Annotated in this window: 16 protein-coding genes; 9 read left to right on the forward strand and 7 right to left on the reverse strand. The window is 69.6% G+C overall.

What is annotated here, in order from left to right:
• Nucleotides 1-94 precede the first annotated feature (94 nt).
• Nucleotides 95-2,614, reverse strand: a complete 2,520-nt coding sequence (locus CKY28_RS14500) for a penicillin-binding protein 1A (protein WP_095999063.1) — start codon at nt 2,612-2,614, stop codon at nt 95-97.
• A 165-nt stretch (nt 2,615-2,779) separates the two neighbouring features.
• Between CKY28_RS14500 and CKY28_RS14505 the strand changes: the two genes are divergently transcribed.
• From CKY28_RS14505 to CKY28_RS14520, 4 genes are read left to right on the forward strand one after another with little or no spacing between them, the layout of a single operon-like run.
• Nucleotides 2,780-3,109, forward strand: a complete 330-nt coding sequence (locus CKY28_RS14505) for a YggT family protein (protein WP_245841854.1) — start codon at nt 2,780-2,782, stop codon at nt 3,107-3,109.
• 4 nt (nt 3,110-3,113) lie between these two features.
• A complete protein-coding gene (gene folD / locus CKY28_RS14510; protein ID WP_095999065.1) occupies nt 3,114-3,980 on the forward strand; it encodes a bifunctional methylenetetrahydrofolate dehydrogenase/methenyltetrahydrofolate cyclohydrolase FolD in 867 nt (288 codons plus the stop codon).
• Nucleotides 3,980-4,600: a Cif family virulence factor gene (locus CKY28_RS14515; protein ID WP_095999066.1), complete on the forward strand. Its 621-nt coding sequence runs from the start codon at nt 3,980-3,982 to the stop codon at nt 4,598-4,600. The genes folD and CKY28_RS14515 overlap by 1 nt, the downstream gene beginning before the upstream one ends.
• Nucleotides 4,597-5,217 (forward strand): MarC family protein, encoded by a 621-nt coding sequence (locus CKY28_RS14520; protein WP_095999067.1) that lies wholly within the window; start codon nt 4,597-4,599, stop codon nt 5,215-5,217. The genes CKY28_RS14515 and CKY28_RS14520 overlap by 4 nt, the downstream gene beginning before the upstream one ends.
• Before the next feature lie 105 nt (nt 5,218-5,322).
• Here the strand turns inward: CKY28_RS14520 and CKY28_RS14525 are convergent, their stop codons facing one another.
• Nucleotides 5,323-7,095, reverse strand: coding sequence for a hypothetical protein (locus CKY28_RS14525; protein ID WP_095999068.1), 1,773 nt, complete (start codon nt 7,093-7,095; stop codon nt 5,323-5,325).
• 81 nt (nt 7,096-7,176) lie between these two features.
• On the opposite strand from CKY28_RS14525, the gene CKY28_RS14530 reads away from it, so the two are divergent.
• Nucleotides 7,177-7,590, forward strand: coding sequence for a GtrA family protein (locus CKY28_RS14530; protein ID WP_095999255.1), 414 nt, complete (start codon nt 7,177-7,179; stop codon nt 7,588-7,590).
• A gap of 13 nt (nt 7,591-7,603) precedes the next feature.
• Nucleotides 7,604-8,374, forward strand: coding sequence for a class I SAM-dependent methyltransferase (locus CKY28_RS14535; protein WP_095999069.1), 771 nt, complete (start codon nt 7,604-7,606; stop codon nt 8,372-8,374).
• On the opposite strand, the gene CKY28_RS14540 is transcribed toward CKY28_RS14535, so the two are convergent.
• The gene (locus CKY28_RS14540) at nt 8,266-9,330 is read right to left on the reverse strand and encodes a glycosyltransferase family 2 protein (protein ID WP_095999256.1); all 1,065 of its coding nucleotides are present in this window, start codon (nt 9,328-9,330) and stop codon (nt 8,266-8,268) included. The genes CKY28_RS14535 and CKY28_RS14540 overlap by 109 nt on opposite strands.
• Nucleotides 9,331-9,423: 93 nt before the next feature.
• Here CKY28_RS14540 and CKY28_RS14545 point away from each other — a divergent pair, with 93 nt between their 5' ends.
• Together CKY28_RS14545 and CKY28_RS14550 are read left to right on the forward strand one after the other, a co-directional pair.
• Complete coding sequence (locus CKY28_RS14545; RefSeq protein ID WP_217989592.1) at nt 9,424-9,675, forward strand: type II toxin-antitoxin system Phd/YefM family antitoxin; 252 nt, start codon at nt 9,424-9,426, stop codon at nt 9,673-9,675.
• On the forward strand, nt 9,672-10,058 hold the full coding sequence (locus CKY28_RS14550; RefSeq protein WP_095999070.1) for a type II toxin-antitoxin system VapC family toxin: 387 nt from the start codon (nt 9,672-9,674) through the stop codon (nt 10,056-10,058). Before CKY28_RS14545 ends, CKY28_RS14550 begins: the two co-directional genes overlap by 4 nt.
• A 79-nt stretch (nt 10,059-10,137) precedes the next feature.
• Here the strand turns inward: CKY28_RS14550 and CKY28_RS14555 are convergent, their stop codons facing one another.
• From CKY28_RS14555 to CKY28_RS14570, 4 genes are all read right to left on the reverse strand, one after another.
• Nucleotides 10,138-12,240, reverse strand: coding sequence for a RelA/SpoT family protein (locus CKY28_RS14555; RefSeq protein ID WP_095999071.1), 2,103 nt, complete (start codon nt 12,238-12,240; stop codon nt 10,138-10,140).
• Nucleotides 12,241-12,290: 50 nt separating this feature from the next.
• On the reverse strand, nt 12,291-12,773 hold the full coding sequence (locus CKY28_RS14560; protein ID WP_141243952.1) for a hypothetical protein: 483 nt from the start codon (nt 12,771-12,773) through the stop codon (nt 12,291-12,293).
• Nucleotides 12,774-12,784: 11 nt separating this feature from the next.
• Nucleotides 12,785-14,173: a hypothetical protein gene (locus tag CKY28_RS14565; RefSeq protein WP_095999073.1), complete on the reverse strand. Its 1,389-nt coding sequence runs from the start codon at nt 14,171-14,173 to the stop codon at nt 12,785-12,787.
• Between the two features lie 99 nt (nt 14,174-14,272).
• Nucleotides 14,273-14,629: a CC_3452 family protein gene (locus tag CKY28_RS14570; RefSeq protein WP_095999074.1), complete on the reverse strand. Its 357-nt coding sequence runs from the start codon at nt 14,627-14,629 to the stop codon at nt 14,273-14,275.
• A 132-nt stretch (nt 14,630-14,761) separates the two neighbouring features.
• On the opposite strand from CKY28_RS14570, the gene CKY28_RS14575 reads away from it, so the two are divergent.
• The gene (locus tag CKY28_RS14575; protein ID WP_095999075.1) at nt 14,762-15,232 is read left to right on the forward strand and encodes a winged helix-turn-helix transcriptional regulator; all 471 of its coding nucleotides are present in this window, start codon (nt 14,762-14,764) and stop codon (nt 15,230-15,232) included.
• The last annotated feature ends 184 nt before the right edge of the window (nt 15,233-15,416 follow it).

Here is a 15,416-nt window from a genome sequence, read left to right on the forward strand (position 1 = left end):
ACCCCAGCGAAAGCTGGGGTCGCTGGCCGGGAGGGCACGCCCGCTTGTCGGGGCGATCCCAGCTTTCGCTGGGATGACGATATGGGAGATGCGGCTAGTAGATTCCGCCCTCTCTTTGCAAGAAATCGCTTTCGCTCTGCCGCTCGACGCGCTTGGGCGCGGCCGCCTTGGTCGCGGCGCCGGGCGTGGCTTGCGCCGCGGGGCCAGCGCGCCGGGGGGCGCGGCGCGCCTCGGTCTGCGGCTTGAACGCTTCCCAGATGACGGCGGGCTTGGGCTCGGTCAGGCTTGGCCAGACGCCCGTCACCGGACGGCCCGAGCCGCGGTCGACGCGCACCCAGCGGATGCCGGGCGGCGCGCGGAAGGGCATAGGCTCCATGCCCTCGTAAGCCTTGGCGGCGAACTGCTTGAAGATCGGCGCGGCGAAGGTGCCGCCCTGGACGCCGCCCAGGTTGGTGGGCTGGTCGTAGCCGATATAGAGGCCTGCCACGATCTGCGGCGTGCCGCCGATAAACCACACGTCGGTCGGGCCGGTGGTCGTGCCCGTCTTGCCGAAAATCGGGCGGTTGAGTTCGCGCAGCGTCGTCGCGGTGCCGCGCTGGATCACGCCTTCGGTGATGTGCACCATTTGGAACGCGGTCATCGGGTCGATGACCTGCTTCTGCCCCGAGGGCGGGCGCGGCATCGCCTTGCCGTTCCAGTCGCGGGCGACGCAGCCCTCGCAAGGGCGCCACTGCTTGGGGAAGATCACCTTGCCGCGGCGGTCCTGGACGAAGTCGACCACCGTGGGCTCGTCGCCGCGGCCCTGGTTGGCCAGGATCGCGAAGGCGTTGACCATGCGCGCGACCGTGGTCTCGCCCGCGCCCAGCGACATGGCGAGATAGGGGTCGTAGGTGCCGACGCCCATGCGCTTCATCACGTCCACGACGTGCCGCATGCCGATCTGGGCCGCGGTGCGCACCGTCATGAGGTTACGCGACTGCTCCAGGCCCCAGCGCATCGTCTTCGGCCCGGAGCCGCCGCCGTCGAAGTTGCGGAAGCATTTGTTGCCGAGCCGCGCGCCCTGGTAGACGCAGAACGGCCCGTCGACGATGATGGAGGCGGGCGTCATGCCCCGCATCAGCGCCGCGGAATAGACGATCGGCTTGATGGTGGAGCCGGGCTGGCGGAGCGCCTGGGTAGCGCGGTTGAAAGACTGGATGCGGCTGTCGAACCCGCCCTGCATTGCCAGGATGCGGCCCGTCGCGGGCTCCTCGGCGACGAAGCCTCCGGACACGCGCGGCACGTTGCGAAGCGTGAAGACGTCGCCGCCGGCGGGGGCGACCGCGATGACGTCGCCCGGCTTGATCGCGGCGAAAGCGGTGCCGCCCTGTCCGACCGGCGGCATCTGCGCGTTGGCGGCGGGAAGAGTCCCCTCCTCGCCGTTCGCGAAGCCGATGCGCCAGGCATTGCCGGCACGCTCGATCGCGACAGCCGCGCGCCAGTCCTCATGGTCGAGCGCGATGTTGGTGCCGATCAGCGGCTGGAGCCACTCGTCGGACGTCACCTCGATCTGCTTGATCGGCCCCGACCAGCCGCGCCCCCGCGCGTAGCGGAGCAGGCCGTCGCGCAGCGCCGCCTGCGCGTGTTCCTGGATCCGCGTGTCGAGCGAGGTGCGCACCCACAGGCCGCCGGCGTAGACGCTGAACGGCCCGTCCTCCGAATTCTCGCCGAACTCGCCGATGAGCTGGCGGCGGACCTCCTCGACGAAATAGCCGCCGACCGGGTCCGACTGCGCCTGCTGCACCGCCGTCAGCCCGAGCGGCTGCGCGCGCGCCTCCGACGCTTGCGCGGGCGTCACGAAGCCGTTGCGCTCCATCTCGGACAGCACCCAGTTGCGCCGGGCGATCGCGCGCTCGCGGTTGCGCGCGCGGCCATAGGTCTCGGGCGCCTTGGGCAGGATCGACAGGAACGCCGCCTCGTGCAGGGCGAGTTCGTCCACGTCCTTGTTGAAATAAGCGCGCGCCGCCGCCTGCACGCCGAAGGAGCGCCGACCGAGCGGGATGCCGTTTAGGTACAGCTCGAGGATCTGCTCCTTGGAGAGCGCGTCCTCGATGCGATAGGCCAGGATCGCCTCCTTGGCCTTGCGAATGTAGCTGACCTCGTTGGTCAGGAGCAGGTTCTTGGCGACCTGCTGCGTGATGGTGCTCGCGCCGATGGGGCGGCCGTCGTTGCGCAGGTTGCTGATGAACGCCGCGACGATACCGGGATAGTCGACGCCGCCATGTTCGAAGAAGGTCCGGTCCTCCGCCGCGAGGAACGCGTTGACGAGGGTGCGCGGATATTCGGCGTAGGACAGCTCGACGCGCCGCTCGCGGGCGTAGGTGTGGACGGGCCGCCCGTCGTTCCCGCGCACGTTGGTCGGCAGCGGCGCCTCGTAGGTGCGCAGCGTGTCCACCGACGGCAGGCCGCGCGAGACGAACAGCACCAGCGCGACGAGCGCGAGCAGCCCGGCCAGCGCCAGATAGCTGAGCCGGCGGAACCAGCGACGGCTCCAGGCGGCGCGGAGGAAGGCGGCCGCGCCGTCGAGGAGACGGCGGACGGGCGAGCGGTCGATGGGAGGAGCTTGGGACGCCATGATACAGGGGCCGCTATTTAGCAGGTTTGGAAGGCGGGGGAACTCCCTCGGTTCCGCTTCGGGCCGGATGGAAGGAAGGCGCCGCCCGAAGACGCGCGCCCGGACCGCTCCGGAAGGGGAGGGGCTGTTATGAGAAGCGTATCACCCCTATAGGACGGTCCACCCTTGTCGGAGACGCCCCCTTTGCTCGCGCTCACCATCATCCAGATCCTGCAAGTGCTGCTCGGCGTGGTCAGGTGGATCATCATCGCCCAGGCGATCCTGTCCATCCTGATCGCGTTCAACGTGATCAACACGCACAACAACTTCGTGCGCTCGCTCCACTACGGCCTCGATCGCGTCACCGAGCCGCTCTACCGCCCGTTCCGGCGCTTCATCCCAGCGGCCGGCGGGATCGACTGGACGCCGTTCGTGGTGCTGATCATCATCTACATCCTCGACGCGATCATCCTGCCCAACATCGCGATGTCGCTGCTCTCCAACCGCTCGGTCTGAGTTCGTGGCGGCGCGGCTGATCGACGGCAAGGCGCGTGCGGCCGCCCTGCGCGCGGCGGTGGCGGAGCGTGTCGCCGCGTTCCCCGGCCGGAAGCCGGGGCTGGCGGTGGTGCTGGTGGGCGAGGACCCGGCGTCCTCCGTCTATGTCCGCTCCAAGAACCGCGCGTGCGCCGAAGCGGGCATGCGCGGCTTCGAGCACCGTCTGCCCGACACGGTCGCCCAGGCCGATCTGCTGGCGCTCGTCGATCGCCTCAACGCCGACCCGGAGGTCGACGGCATCCTCGTCCAGCTGCCGCTGCCGAAGCACATCGACGCGAACAAGGTTATCACGCGCATCGACCCCGACAAGGACGTGGATGGCTTCCACCCTGTCAACGCCGGCCGGCTCGCGACGGGGCTGCCCGGCTTCGTCCCCTGTACGCCGTTCGGCTGCCTCATGCTCATCCGCGACGTGCGCGAGCGGTTGGCCGGGTTGGAGGCGGTGGTGGTCGGCCGCTCGAACATCGTCGGCAAGCCCATGGCGCAGCTGCTGATCGCGGAGAGCTGCACCGTCACCGTCGCGCACAGCCGCACGCGCGACTTGGGCCTGCACCTGGCCCGCGCCGACGTCGTCGTCGCCGCGGTCGGCGTGCCGAAGCTGATCCGGGGCGACCAGCTCAAAGCCGGCGCGACCGTCATCGACGTCGGCATCAACCGCACGGACGTGGGCCTGGTCGGCGACGTCGACTTCGACTCGGCGCTGCCGGTGGCGGGCGCGATCACGCCGGTCCCGGGCGGGGTGGGGCCGATGACGATCGCCTGCCTGCTCAGGAATACGCTCGTGTCGGCGGGGCGGCGCGAGGGGGTGGAGATCGACGAAGGGGGGTTCTGATGTTGTTGACGTTGCTGGCCGGGCAGGCGAGCGCGGTCGACGCCGAGCGCGCCTTCGCGGCGGACGCGCAGAAGGTCGGGCAGTGGACCGCATTCCGCGCCTACGCCACCGATGACGCAGTGATGTTCGACCCACAGCCGGTGAACGCGCAGCGGTTCCTGAAGTCTCGGAAAGACCCGCCTAAATCGGTCGAATGGCGACCCGCCCGCAGCTTCGTTTCGTGCGACGGCACGATGGCCGCGAACACCGGCCCCTGGCGCAACGCGAACGGCGGGATCGGCTATTTCTCGACGATCTGGGTAAGGCAGCCCGACGGCGGCTGGAAATGGACGATTGACGGCGGCGATGCGGTGAAGACGCCCAAGTTCGCCTGGGAAGCCGAGCCCGAAGTGAGGCGGGCATCTTGTGACAACTTGCCCGGCATGGGGATGCGCGAGGGTTTCCCGGATCGGAACGGAGGGATCGACTCCGCTGACGACGGGACCTTGCGCTGGTTCTACGACGTCGCGCCTGACGGGAGCAGGAAGTTCGAAGCTCGACTATGGAACGGCAGGGCGTTCGACGTGGTCATCGCCGACCGCATCGCCGCCCCGCCGCCTCGGCCAGCACCCAAGCCGTGATCGAGCTCTACGTCTCCGCGCTGATCACCTTCTTCGTGGTGATCGACCCGCCCGGCTGCGCGCCCATCTACGCGGGGCTGACGGCGGGCGCGTCGCCCCGGCACCGGCGCGCCATGGCAGTGCGCGCCGTGCTCTACGCGAGCGCGATCCTGCTCGTCTTCGCGCTGTTCGGCGAGGACCTGCTCCGCGGGCTCGGCATCGAGCTCGCTTCGTTCCGAATCGCCGGGGGCATCATGCTGTTCCTGATCGCCCTGGAGATGGTGTTCGAGAAGCGCACCCAGCGCCGCGAGGACCGCGCCGCCGAGGTCGCCGCCCGCGGCGAGACGGAGGACGTCTCCGTCTTTCCCATGGCCATGCCCATGATCGCCGGCCCCGGCTCGATCGCCAGCATCATGCTGCTCATGGCGCAGAACGAGGGCCTGCAGCGCTCGCTCGTCGTGCTGGCGGCGCTCGGCACCATCCTGCTGCTGACGCTGGTGGCGCTTCTCGCCGCCGGCCCGATCATGCGCTTCCTGGGCGCCAGGATCGAAGCGGTGATCACGCGTCTGTTGGGCGTGCTCCTCGCGGCGTTGGCGGTACAGTTCGTGGTTGACGGCCTGCAGGTAGGGCTGCGCTAGGACCTAAACTTCCCGTTCGCCCTGAGCTTGTCGAAGGGCTGTCCTTCTCCTGACGGCCGCAAAGAAGAACGGTGCTTCGACAAGCTCAGCACGAACGGAGTGATTTCAGCTGATCCGGTACAACCGGAACGGCGACTCCTTAGGCAGCGGCATCGGCTCGAGCCAGGGGAACCGCTCACCCTTCGCCAGCCGGTCGTAGAACCCGCCTGGCGACCGCGCGCGGTACACGGTCGACTCCGCGAAATCGGGGCACACCAGCATCAACGTCGCGCCGCGCCGCTTCATGATCGCGCGCGCCCGCTCCGGCGGGCCGCGGAACGCGCGATGCACGTCCAGGATCGCTTCGCCGTTGCGGTGGTACGGCCCCGAGATCGCGCTGTGGTGCGTCGTCGCGATCAGGCGCGGGCCCAAATCGTTGTGCGTGAACACGATCTGCCGGGGGTAGCCGTTGAGCTTGGCGAGGTTCGGCAGCGCGTTGCACCGCGCCCCCGCCCGGTTCACGCGCAGAGTCGACGCGCTCGCTTTCTGCACTGCGCCGTAGCTCACCAGCACCCGCGCGAAGCTGCCCGACGCGACCAGCGCCACCGCAGCACCGCCCGCGATCCACACGGGTGCGGGTTTCCCGAACAGCCGGAGCAGCGCCGGCCAGGCGAGCGCCACCGCGCCTGGCACCGCCAGCAGCTGCGCCGCCGGCCCCGCGCGCGCCTGCCACAGCAGCATCGCGCAGGCGAAGGCGGTGAACAGCGCCACCGCCGCCCAGCCCACCGCCCACTCGCTCCGCCGCGCCCGCCAGGCCGCGAGCAGCGCGCCGACGAGCCCGATGATCGGCAGCGACACGATCTGCAGCCACACGCGCGACGGGTGCTCGTAGATCGGCTTGGCCTCGCGCACATGGTTGAGCCACGTCCGCGCGAGCTCGTCCGACACCTGCTCCGGCCGCGTCAGGCATTGCGGATAGAGGAGCGCGAAGCCGACCGCCACGACCGCGCCCGCCGCCAGCGCCAGCCCGAACCGCACGCCCCTCGACCGAGAATCCACCCGCGCGACGAGCAGCAGCAGCGCCGCCGCGACCACCACCGCGCTCAACCACACGGGCGTCAGCGCGTCGCAGCGCAGCACGCGGTTGGCGTAGCTCGCGAACAGCACATACCCCAGCGCCGCGCCGCCGCCGAGCGACAGCGCATAGACCTGCAGCCGCACCGCCTCCGCCCGGTCCCACACCCACCGAAGCGCGATGATCGCGCCCGCCATCGCGCAGTAAGGCAGCATCTCCAGCCCGATCGACAGCGACACCGCGCTGGCCAGCCCCACCGTCAGCCCGCCGCGCGCCTGCCTGGGATCGCACAACCCCGCCACCGTCAGCGCGAGGCAGGCGAGCTGCCAGCCGTGATGGTCGACGCGCATCGGCATGTACATGCTCATCAGCGTCTGCGCCCCCGCCAGGAACGGCAGCGCCAGCATCCAGGCGTTCGGCCCGACCAGCCGCCGCGCCGTCGCCCCGATCGCCAGCGCCACAAGCCCAAGCGGCAGCAGCGGCGCGATCCCCGCCGCCAGCCGCTCGGCCCATTGGTCGGTCGTGAACAGTCGGAAGAACAGGATCAGCCCGGCGAGCGGCAGGTCGACGATCCGGCTCCAATGGATGTCGAAGCCTTGCGGAGGGCTCAGCCGGTACTGGCGCAGGTCGTACCAGCCCTGCCCGTCGAGCAGCGCGCGGACCTGCATCATGCGCATGTTGTCGTCGGTGTCGCCCAGGCTAAGGAAGCGCACGTGGATCGACCGGTCGTACAGACACCAGACCGCGTACAGGAACCAGGCGAACAGCGTCAGGCGCACACGGTTGCGGTCGATAAGCGCGAGCCACTCGCGCACGCCGTTCATCGAAGCTGCTTCCCTCACGCGCCCACCCGGATTAGATGCGCCGCCTTATCGCGGGGGACGGGTGAGACAAGAGTGGCGACGATGCTTCATCGCGTGGACGAGTTGCGCAAGTCGCCTTTGTTCGGCCAGCTCGTCCGCTTCGTGATCGCGGGCGGCCTGGCGACGGTGGTCTACGCCGTCGTCTACTCGCCCTTGGCCGCGTTCGGGATCACGTCGGAGCAGGTCGCGAACTTCCTCGGCTACCTGTTCGCGATGGGCTCGGGTTACCTGCTCCACAGCCGCTGGAGCTTCCGCGGCCACGGGCAAGGGGCGGCGCAGACGACCACGCGCTTCTTCGCGGTGTCGCTGGTCAGCTACGCGCTCAACACGTTCTGGGTGTTCCTGCTCACCGACGACGCGATGTTGGCGGGGCCGTGGTGGTGGCCGCTCATCCCCGTGCTGTTCGTGACCCCGCTGGTCACGTTCGCGCTCAACCGCTTCTGGGTGTTTGCTTAGATGGCCAAAAACGATGGATAGGGTCGTCTACGACCGCATGGCCGCGCACGACTCCACGCATTGGTGGTACCGGGCGCGCCGCGACATCCTGCACGACTACGTCAGCCGCTACGCCGGGCTGCCCCGCGACGCGCGCATCCTGGAGATCGGTTGCGGCACGGGCCACAACCTGCCCATGCTCGCCAAGTTCGGCCGGGTGGACGCGATCGAGATCGACCCCGCGGCCCGCGCCATCGCCTCCGAGCGCCTGGGCAAGCCCGTCGGCGACGCGCCGCTGCCCGAGCTGCCCGGCGTCGAGCGGGCTGCGTACGACATGGTGGCGGTGCTCGACGTGGTGGAGCACATCGCCGACGACGTCGCCGCGCTGCGCGCGATGGCCGAGTGCCTGAAGCCCGGCGGCAAGATCCTGATCGCCGTCCCCGCCCACCGGTGGATGTGGTCGGCGCACGACGTGGTGAATCACCATCACCGCCGCTATTCGAAGCGCACGCTACGCAACGCGATCGAGCGCGCCGGCCTGCGCGCGGAGCGGATGCGTTGGTTCAACTCGCTCCTCTTCCCGCTCGCCGCCGCCGCGCGCATCGCCGGGCGGATCACGGGCAGGGACGACAGCGACGACTCGCCGCCGCCCGGGCCCGTCAACAAGCTGTTCGAGCGGATCTTCCGCCTAGAGCGTCACCTCGTCGGCAGGGTGCCGATGACGCCCGGCGTCTCCATCGTCACGCTGGCGGTGCCGGCTTCGCCGGTTGGTGCCGCGCCCGCCTCCGGCTCCTCCGCACGATAGCCCAGCGTCGCCCGGCCCTGCACCGGGCCGGCGACGTCGGCGACGAGGTAGAGCGGCCGCCGCTTCGACTCGACGTAGAGGCGGCCGAGATATTCGCCGATCATGCCGAGCACGAACATCTGCACCGCCGACAGCACCGTCACGACGAGCATCGTCGACGTCCAGCCCTGCACGGGGTCGCCCTGGAAATAGCCCCAGCCGATATAGAAGAGCAGCAGCATAGACGCCGCCGCCAGGATCACCGACGCGTGGCTGGCGAAGCGCAGCGGCGCCGTCGAGAAGCCCGTCACCGCGTCGAACGCCAGCCGGACCATCTTGCCCAGCGGGTAGTTGGTCTCGCCGGCAAACCGCTCCGCGCGGTCGTACGGGAAAGGCACCTGCCGGAAGCCGATCCACGCCACCATGCCGCGGATGAAGCGCGCCTGCTCGGGCAACGACAGGAACGCGTCGAGCGCGCGCCGGCTCATCAGCCGGAAATCTCCCGTGTCGAGCGGGATGGGCGTGTCCGTCACCCGATCGAGCAGCCGGTAGAAAAGCGCGGCGGTGGCGCGCTTGAACACCGTCTCGCCCTCGCGGCGGCGGCGAACGGCATAGACGACGTCCGCCTCCTCCTCGCGCATGACGCGGCGCATGTCGACGAGCAGCTCGGGCGGGTCCTGCAGGTCGGCGTCGATGATCAGGATCTGCTGGCCCGAGCACAGGTCGAGCCCCGCCGTCAGCGCCAGCTGGTGCCCGTGGTTGCGCGACAGGTTGATCGCGACCAGCCGCGGATCGCGCGCCGCGAGCCGCCGCATCACCGCCCAGCTGTCGTCGCGCGACCCGTCGTTGATGAGGACGAGCTCGTAATCCTCCCCCACCGCCGCCCGCGCCGCCGCCGACACGCGGGCGTGCAGCGGTTCGAGGTTGAGCGCTTCGTTATAGCAGGGGACGACGACGGAGAGCGCGGGACGGTGCATGGTGGGCGCGCTCATACGCGGGTCCGGCGAGCGCGTCATGGGGCAAGTTGTTTCAGGATGAGCGAGGGACTATCCTGGAGTGACGGAGGACCTATGATGGCGACTGTCATCAACATCAAGGACGCCGACGAGGCATTGGCCGGCTTGTACGATCGGCTCGCGGCGGGCGAGGAGATCGTGCTCGCGCGCGCGACCGGTCCTAGACTTAAGGTGGTTGCTCAACCCGCCCCGCCTGAGCGTTCGGGCAAGCGCGTGCCCGGCTCGATGCGCGGGCAGTTCACCGTCCCTGATAGCTTCTTCGACCCGCTTCCGGAAGAGGAGTTGCGCGCCTGGGAAGGCGGGTGAAGCTGCTCCTCGACACTCATGCGCTTCTCTGGTGGCTGCTGGACGACCCTCGCCTGACGCGACGCGCGCGTGCAGAAATCGCTGCGCCGATGAACGACGTGTTCGTCAGCAGCATCTCCGCGATGGAGCTGGCGACCAAATTTCGAATAGGCAAACTGCCGGAAGCAGCGATGATTTCGGGCCGGTTCGTCGAGCGCATAGCACTGGAGCGCTTTCAGCCTTTGCCGATCGCGCTGGCGCATGCCGACGCGGCGGGCCTGCTTGCCATCCCACACCGCGATCCGTTTGATCGTTTCCTGATCGCCCAAGCGATCGTGGACGATATGGAGCTGGTGTCCAACGAGGAACGGTTCGACGCATGGGGCGTCCGGCGGCTCTGGTAGTGCTTCACGCGGCCGGCGGCGGGCGAAGCCAGCCGTCCGACGTCGGCGGCTCGGCCGCCGACGCGGGCCGCGCGGAGCGCTAAACCCGCGCCGCCGCGTGTACCGCGTCCGCCGCGCGGAGCGCCGCCAGCAGGCGCATCAGCTGGTGCAGGTCGTGCACCTCCACGTCGATGGTATTGGTGTGGTAGAGCGTGTCGCGGCTGTCCATGCGCATGCCGGTGATGTTGGCGCCGTGCTGGCCGATGATGGTGGCGATCACGCCAAGCGCGCCCGGCTGGTTCTTCACCTCGATCTGGATGCGCGCGATCGCGCCGTCGGCCTTGTCGCCCCAGCTGACGTCGACCCAATCGGTCTCGCCTTCCGCGCGCTCGGCCAACTCGCCCAGCACAGCGCAGTCGATGCGATGCACCTCGATGCCCGCGTCGGGGCGGCGCAGGCCGACGATGCGGTCGCCCGGCACCGGGCGGCAGCAATCCCCCAAGTCGAACGCGACGCCCGGCGTCAGCCCCTTGATCGAGATCGCCGACAGCTGCGGTACCGCCTGCGCCACATCGGCGCCCGCGGAACCGGGCATCAGCGCCTCCATGACCTGCGCGTCGGTCAGCTGCCGCCGCGCGATGGCATGCATCAGCGCCGCCTCGTCCGCCAGCTTCAACCTTTTCAGCGCGTGCGGCAGCGCGTCGGCGCTGAGCGGTGCCGGCAGGCGGCCGACGATGTCGTCGTAGATCTTGCGCCCGAGCTTGACGCCCTCGTCGCGCTCCTTGTGCCGCAGGTGGCGGCGGATCGCGGCGAGCGCCTTGCCGGTCGTGGCGATGTTGAGCCAGCCTGCTTGCGGCTCCTGCGCCTTGGAGCGCAGGATTTGCACCTGGTCGCCGTTCTCGATCACCGTCTTCAGCGACACGACGCGCCCGTTGATCTTGGCGCCCACCGCCTGATCGCCCAAATCGGTGTGGACGGCGTAAGCAAAGTCGATCGGCGTCGCGCCCTTGGGTAGCTGAATGAGCTCGCCGCGCGGCGTGAAGGCGAAGATGCGGTCGGCGTACATCGCCATGCGCGTGTGCTCGAGCAGCTCCTCCGGGCTCCCCGCCGCGTCCAGGATCTCAACCAGGTCGCGCACCCAGCTGTGATTGCTGTCCGCACGCACCTTGCCTTCCTTATACGCCCAGTGCGCCGCCAGGCCGTGCTCCGCTTGGGCGTGCATCTCCGGGGTGCGCAGCTGCACCTCGATGCGCGCGTTCTCCGCGTGGATCACGGTGGTGTGCAGCGATCGGTAGCCGTTGCGCTTGGGCGTCGAGATGTAGTCCTTGAACCGCCCCGGCACGAACGGCCAGCGGCGGTGGATCACGCCCAGCGCGCGGTAGCAGTCGTCGACCGAGGGCACGATCGCGCGGAACGCCATGACGTCCGACAGCTGCTCGAACGAGATGTGCCGCTCGGCCATCTTCTTCCAGATGGAATAGGGGTGCTTCTCGCGGCCCGAGACCTCCGCCTCGACGCCCGCCTTGCCCAGCAGCGCCTTCAGCCCCCCTGCGATCTTCTCGATCTTAGCGCCGCCGCCTTCCTTCAGCTGCGCGAGCCGCCGCGTGATCGACTCGTACGCGCCCGGCTCGAGCTGCTCGAAGGCGAGCTCCTGCATCTCCTTCATGAACTCGTACATGCCGATCCGCTCGGCCAAGGGCGCGTAGATCTCCAGCGTCTCGCGCGCGATGCGCTTGCGCTTGTCCGGATTGCCAATGTGGTGGAGCGTGCGCATGTTGTGCAGCCGGTCGGCGAGCTTGACCAGGAGCACGCGGATGTCGTCCGACATCGCCAGCAGGAACTTGCGCAGGTTCTCGGCGGCGCGCTCGTTCTCCGTCTGCGCTTCGATCTTCGAAAGCTTGGTGACGCCGTCCACCAGCCGCGCGACGTTGGGGCCGAAGAGCTTGGCGATCTCCTCGGGCGTCGCGACCGTGTCCTCGATCGTGTCGTGGAGGATGGCGGTCGCGATCGTCTCGTCGTCGAGGCGCAGGTCGGTCAGGATGCCCGCCACCTCGATCGGGTGGCTGAAATAAGGGTCGCCGCTCGCCCGCTTCTGCGACCCGTGCGCCTTCATCGAGAAGACATAGGCGCGGTTGAGCAGCGCCTCGTCGGCCTGCGGGTCATAGTCGAGGACCCGGTCCACCAGTTCATACTGCCTCAGCACGCGGCCTAGATGAGGGCGCGCCCTGCTGCTTTGCAACAATTACTTGGCGCTCAGTCGGCCCGGTAGGCGATGAGGTAGCGGTGCGGCTCCGCGGGACGGAGCTCGGGCGGCTGCCGCGTCGCGAAATGCGGATGCGCGCCGTTGATCATGAGCAGGACCGTCTCATCGCCGCCGTTCGGCCGGAAGCGCATCGTCGCGATCTGTCCGTCGCGGAAATCGTGCGCGTGCTCGATTTCGCCGCGTCCGGTGAGCGCACCGCGCAACGCTTCCAAATCCATGTCGGCGGGCAGCCGCCACGCGCCGAGCACGCGCTCCCTGTCCACCGCCGCGGAGCCCGGACCCGCGTGGGCAGGCGGGCGCGGATCAAGGTCGGGCGGCAGCGCGGTTTCCGCGAACGCCAGCACGCCCGACCCATCCCGGATGGTCTCATAGGAGATGGGCGTGGCGCCAGGCACCGTCAGCTGCATGGCGGACTGCTGACAGGCGGCGAGCCCGGTGGCAAGCGCCAGCATCGCCCAGTGCGCGCGCGCCATGCCGCCGTGCGTCACCGGTCCATCGCGTGGCCGTTCATCACCTCGCTGACCGCGGCGATGAACTGCGCGCGCGCTTCGCCGGTGGGCAGCTCGCCCCGCGCGTTGCGCGGCATGCCGGCCTCGTGCATCGCGCTGAAGAAGTCTTGGCGGTCGCCGCTCGCCTTGTCCCCGACCGCCTCCGCGACCTGCTGCGTCACGATGCCGCCGATCCCGACCGCGATCTGACCGCCGACCGGGAACGCGGCCGCCGCGGTGGACGCGCCGCCCGTCAGCAGCGACACCGAGAGCGCGCGCTGTTTCTCCGCATCGGCGTCGACGTTGGACGCGGCCGCCATCGCCGCCCCCGTGAAGTATCCGGACCGGACGGCGTTGCGGAAATCCTCGTTGTTCCCGTCGCGATCATAATCGTGGGCGAAACGCGCCGAATCCGTCTGGGTGTCGCCGGGGATCGGCTCGCCGCGGCGCACCTGCGCGCCCAACTGGCCGATCAGCCGCGTGTCTCCCCGGATCACGGCGACCTCGAGATAGTCGGTGAGGTGGCCCATGCCGACGTCGCGCAACGCCATCTGGTCGATCATGCCGCGCGGATCGGTGCGGATCAGCCCCGTCATCGCGTCGTAGAAGGGCGTGAGCGCCGGGAAGTCCTGGCCCGAAAACGGCATCTTCACCGCGTCGCGCAGCTCCTGCGAGCTCTGCGCGGCGTAGCCGAAGAACTCGGTCCTGGTGGCGACGCTGCGCGACCGCGCCACCGCGGCGTAGAGTTGGCCGTACGCCTCCGAGCTCTCCGCGCCGCTGCGGTAGGAGTTGGTCGCCAGCGACTCGCGTTGCGCCGGCGTCAGCGCGCCCAGCGCCGCATCGATCTCGGCGGGCCGGTCCAGGTTGCCGATAACGCGCGCCACCACGTCCTCGGTGGTCGTGAAGTTGCCCACCCGCGTCCGGCCGTTCAGCGACTCGCCCATGCGGTCGACGAACTCCACCGCCGTGCGCCCGCCCGCGCGGCCGATCGCCGCGCCCAGCGCTTCGCCGTCGCCGACGAAGCGCGTGTTGTTCATCACCCGCACGAGCTGTGTCGCGTCCAGGTTCTCGGCCAGGTGGTTGTGGAAATCGCGCTTCTCGTTCGCCGACAAGCCGCCCCGCACGCCGTTGACCTCGCCGAGCCAATGGCCGAGCGTCTCGTCCGACAGGCGCGAGAAGACCGCCGACTGCTGCTCGGGCGTCAGCCCGTTCAGCGCCGCGCGCGCGTCCATCAGGTCGCCATGGCCGACGTCCCAATCGGTGAAGCCCTCGTCCAGCGCCGCCTCGATCCGCTCCACCGCGCGCCCGACCGGGTCGCTCCGCGCGGGCGGGGGCGGCGCGTAGCCGACGGGGTTGGTGGACTGAACTCCGACTAGATCCGCCATGGCGACCGGCTCCGCGTTCTCGACGGCCCATCACGCCGTCCGACGGACGCGATGTGCCACAGGCCGCGGAGCCGGAATATAGTCGTTTCGCCTAGTCGCTCAGCGCGCGGCGACGCCGGTCGGGGCCGTGCCGGCCACCTGCCGGGCGCGCGCGTTGCACTTGGCGAGGTCCTCGGCCCCGAGCGGCTCCCCGCCCGCCGAGAAGCTCCGCATCGGCCCCACGTCGCGCGCGAGCAGCTGGCAGAGCACCACCGGACGCTCGGGCGCGCGGGCCGCGAGATAGGCGCCGCCGGAACCCAGGCTCCACGGCGTCGACCGGGTGATCACGCGGGTCTTGGCGGCGGGGGCGGCGGGCACCGCGACATAGTGCGCGGGCCCCTGCGCGTCCGCCGCACCGGCGGCGGAGAGCAGAACGGCGGAGGCGGCGAGCGCGCCGGCGACGGAGAGGATGCGCATGGGAAGCTCCTGTATTGGTCGGTTGCGAATCGCTACCTACTCTCCTAAGTTTCACGTTGCAACTAGAAACTTATATGACGTTGGCGTGACGGGAGAACTGCGATACAAGTTCTTCGGACGAGAGGATTTCCGATGGGCGAACTGCGCGAGCGACTGTCCGAATGCAGCTTGCCGGCCGCGCTGGAGGCGATGGGCGAGCGCTGGTCGTTCCTGATCCTGCGCGCGTCCTTTAACGGCCTTCACCATTTCGAGGAGTTCCAGCAGGAGCTCGGCATCGCGCGCAACATCCTCGCGAACCGGCTTCAACGTCTCGTCGAGCACGGCATCCTGACGCGCCAGCCCTGCCCGGAGGACCGCCGCAAGATCGAGTACCGCCTGACCGACAAGGGCTTCGCGCTGCTCCCCACCATGGTCGCGCTCCGCCAATGGGGCGAGCGCTGGGGCACGGGCGAGCCGGCCTTTCCCGTCCTCGTCGACGCGCGCGACCGGAAGCCCATCCGCGAGGTGGCGGTGCTGAGCCATGACGGCCGCGTGCTCGGCAAGCACGACCTCATTTGGGCTCTACCCAGTGAAGTCGGGCAGGCGGAGCGCGCAGCGGCTTAGCGAGCTAAGCCGCGCTACCGGCGCTCCGCCCGGCCGGCGGCGCCACGGCGCCGACCGACGAAGCGTGGGCTTTGCCCACGCTGGTCTGGGCATGGGCGGCTATGCAAAAACACGGAGGAGCGGCTCAGCGCGGGCGAAGCCCGCGCGTCGTCGGTCGCGGCTTGCGGCCGCGCCGGCCGGGCGC

It is taken from the genome of Sphingomonas lenta, assembly GCF_002288825.1.
Taxonomy (GTDB): domain Bacteria; phylum Pseudomonadota; class Alphaproteobacteria; order Sphingomonadales; family Sphingomonadaceae; genus Sphingomonas; species Sphingomonas lenta.

What these genes read in the sequence shown, in the direction of transcription:
- CKY28_RS14500 (WP_095999063.1), bottom strand. Translation starts at nt 2,614, where the DNA reads ATGGCGTCCCAAGCTCCTCCCATCGACCGCTCGCCCGTCCGCCGTCTC.
- CKY28_RS14530 (WP_095999255.1), top strand. Translation starts at nt 7,177, where the DNA reads ATGCTTCATCGCGTGGACGAGTTGCGCAAGTCGCCTTTGTTCGGCCAG.
- CKY28_RS14535 (WP_095999069.1), top strand. Translation starts at nt 7,604, where the DNA reads ATGGATAGGGTCGTCTACGACCGCATGGCCGCGCACGACTCCACGCAT.
- CKY28_RS14565 (WP_095999073.1), bottom strand. Translation starts at nt 14,173, where the DNA reads ATGGCGGATCTAGTCGGAGTTCAGTCCACCAACCCCGTCGGCTACGCG.
- CKY28_RS14545 (WP_217989592.1), top strand. Translation starts at nt 9,424, where the DNA reads ATGATGGCGACTGTCATCAACATCAAGGACGCCGACGAGGCATTGGCC.
- CKY28_RS14560 (WP_141243952.1), bottom strand. Translation starts at nt 12,773, where the DNA reads ATGGCGCGCGCGCACTGGGCGATGCTGGCGCTTGCCACCGGGCTCGCC.
- CKY28_RS14515 (WP_095999066.1), top strand. Translation starts at nt 3,980, where the DNA reads ATGTTGTTGACGTTGCTGGCCGGGCAGGCGAGCGCGGTCGACGCCGAG.
- CKY28_RS14540 (WP_095999256.1), bottom strand. Translation starts at nt 9,330, where the DNA reads ATGCACCGTCCCGCGCTCTCCGTCGTCGTCCCCTGCTATAACGAAGCG.
- CKY28_RS14570 (WP_095999074.1), bottom strand. Translation starts at nt 14,629, where the DNA reads ATGCGCATCCTCTCCGTCGCCGGCGCGCTCGCCGCCTCCGCCGTTCTG.
- CKY28_RS14575 (WP_095999075.1), top strand. Translation starts at nt 14,762, where the DNA reads ATGGGCGAACTGCGCGAGCGACTGTCCGAATGCAGCTTGCCGGCCGCG.
- CKY28_RS14525 (WP_095999068.1), bottom strand. Translation starts at nt 7,095, where the DNA reads ATGAACGGCGTGCGCGAGTGGCTCGCGCTTATCGACCGCAACCGTGTG.